Here is a 2,752-nt window from a genome sequence, read left to right as displayed (position 1 = left end):
CGCGTTCACTGGCGCGGCGCTCGGCCTCGCGCTGCGCGACCAGACGCGCGACGCCCCACCGGCCGTCCTCGGCGTCGGACGGCACGGACGAGACGTCCACGCCTCCCCGCGCGCCCGGACGTCGCTGCTCGGCCATGGGCGCATGCTAGGTCCACACGCGGCTGTGGGCGAGGTCCACACGCGACCGGGTCACAGCTGCGCCCCGGTCGGGTGACCGGTGGGAACGGTTCAGCCGCCGTCCGCGCCGTCGCCTGCACCGTCGCCGCCGCCCTCGCCGGCGTCCGGTGGGGGAGCAGCCGGTGACGGCGACGGTGCCGCCGCGCCCGGGATCGGCGGCGGCGCGGGCACGCTCCCCGAGCTGGTCTGCAGCGTGACCTGCTCACCCGGCAGCGCGGCACCGCGCGGGGTCTGCCCGACGACGGTCCCCGCGGTGGCCCGGTTGTCCACCTCGCGGGTGGTCACCGACCAGCCGGCCCCCTGCAGCTCGGAACGGGCCTCGTCGACGTTCTTGCCGATCACGTCCGGGATCCGGGACTCCGCGCCACCCTCGAGGTAGCGCCCCTCGGGCGTCGGCAGCGGAAGCACCGGCAGGCCCTCGACCAGCGGCTTCACCGCGCCGTACCAGGTCTCGGCCGGGGTCTTCCCACCGAAGATCGTGCCCTCACCGCAGGCGAACGGGGCGCCGGCGCCGTCACAGAGCGGGCGTGGGGAGTTCGAGTTGTCGAACGTGATGACAGCTCCCGACATCTGCGGGATCGCCCCGACGAACGTCGCCGACTTGTGCTGCTGGGTGGTCCCGGTCTTGCCCATCATCGGGCGGTTCCAGCCCACCTGCTTGGCCGCGGTCGCCGAGGTGCCGCTGATGTCGTCCTTGCTCAGGCCGTTGACCAGCGTGTTCGCCAGGCCCGGGTCGACCGCCTGGGCACAGGGCTCCTCGGTGATCGGCACCGCCTTGCCGGACGCGTCGGTGATCGACTCGATCGGTGTCGGCGGGCACCACTTGCCCTGGCTGTAGAGCGTCGCGCCGACGTTGGCCAGCTCCAGGACGCTCGTCGGGGTGACGCCGAGGGTGAACGACGCCAGCTTCTGCGCCTTGGTCACCTCGGCGATCGACCGGTCCGTCCGCTCCCCGGTGTTCGGGTCCGTGAACTTCGTCGTGGCCAGCGACTTGAGCCCCAGCCGCACCGACATGTCCACCACGTCGGGAACGCCGGTGAACTCCTCGAGCTTGATGAACGCGGTGTTCGGCGACGTCGCCAGCGCGTCGGTCATCGAGAGGTTCGGCGGGTAGGTGCCGGAGTTGGCGACCGGGATCGGGCGGCCGCTGCCGTCGACGTAGATCGGCGACGCGTAGCCCGACGGCGGGACCTGCATGTTGTAGTTGATGCCCAGGCCCTTCTCCAGCGCGGTGGCCGCGGTGAAGATCTTGTAGACCGAGCCCGCACCGAGGTTGACCGGCTGGTACGGCAGGCCGTAGCTGGTCTCCTCGGCGTCCGCGTCGAGACCGAACGTCCGGCTGGCGCCCATCGCCAGCACCCGGTGCTTCTCCTGGCCGGGCTGCACCAGCGACATCACGTTCGCGACGTTCGGCGCGTCCGGGGGCACCTCCCGGTTCAGCGACGCCTTGACCTGGTTCATCGCGTTGCGGTCCAGCGTGGTCTTGATCGTGTAGCCGCCGCGGTTGATCTGCTCGAGCGAGAACCCGGCCTCGGTCAGGTACTGCACGACGTACTTGCAGAAGAAGCCCATGTCGCCGGCGCCGTTGCAGCCGTTCGGGACGCTGACCAGCGGGTTCGCCACCCCGAGCGGCGAGGCGAGCGCCTCGCGCGTCTGCGTCTCGTCGATCATGCCCTGCTCGCCCATCTGGGTGATGACGAGGTTGCGTCGGGCGGTGGCGGTCTGCGGGTTCTGGATCGGGTCGAACTGGGTGGTGCTGCGGACCATCCCGGCCAGCAGCGCCGCCTGCGGGACCGTCAGCTTGTCCGGCGTGGTGTTGAAGTAGGTGCGTGACGCGGCCGCGACGCCGTAGGAGCCGTTGCCCAGGAACACGATGTTCAGGTAGCGGTTGAGGATCTCGTCCTTGCTCAGCTGGCGCTCCAGCTGCAGGGCGACCCGCGCCTCCTTGAGCTTGCGCGCCGGTGTCTGCTCGGTGGCCTTGAGCCGCTCGGCCTCGGTCTGCGCGTCGACGTAGAGCATGTAGTTCTTGACGTACTGCTGGGTCAGGGTGGACGCGCCCTGCACCGTCTCCCCGGACGCCGAGTTCGCGACGACCGCGCGCAGCGTGCCCTGCCAGTCGACGCCCTGGTGGTCGTAGAACCGGCGGTCCTCGATGGCCAGGATCGCGGCCTTCATCGCCGGCGCGATCTGCTCGTTGGTGACGGCGGTGCGGTTCTGGTCGAACAGGTACGCGATCGGCTGCCCGCCGGAGTCGGTCACCGTCGTGGTCAGCGGGGGCTCGGTGCCGACGAGGTCGGCCGAGCTCGAGCTGACGCTGTCCCCGGCCTCGTTGGACAGCACGCCGAGACCGGCCGCGACGGGGAAGGTCATGCCGGCGGTGACCACACCGGCGAGGACGCAGAGCCCGGCGATCACGCCGATCGGCCGGAGAAGATGCCGGGGAAACCTCACAAGGTGAGCGTACGGGGCGCGAGGTCAGGAACCCGTCAGGTCACACGCCCACGGTTGCGTAGTTTTGCGCGGTGCCCCGGAGGGTCACGGAGCCGAAAATCGTCCTCGTCGCCAGAGCGCGGGA

General features: G+C 70.8%; 1 protein-coding gene. It reads right to left on the bottom strand.

What is annotated here, in order from left to right; all coding sequences use genetic code 11:
• Positions 1-228: 228 nt before the first annotated feature.
• Positions 229-2,628, bottom strand: coding sequence for a transglycosylase domain-containing protein (locus I4I78_RS31655; protein ID WP_308252475.1), 2,400 nt, complete (start codon positions 2,626-2,628; stop codon positions 229-231).
• Positions 2,629-2,752: the final 124 nt, after the last annotated feature.

This window comes from Pseudonocardia sp. KRD291 (assembly GCF_019263595.1).
Classification (GTDB): domain Bacteria; phylum Actinomycetota; class Actinomycetes; order Mycobacteriales; family Pseudonocardiaceae; genus Pseudonocardia.
Note: the sequence above shows the minus strand (reverse complement) of the source record. Positions and strands in the feature narration are given on the sequence as shown.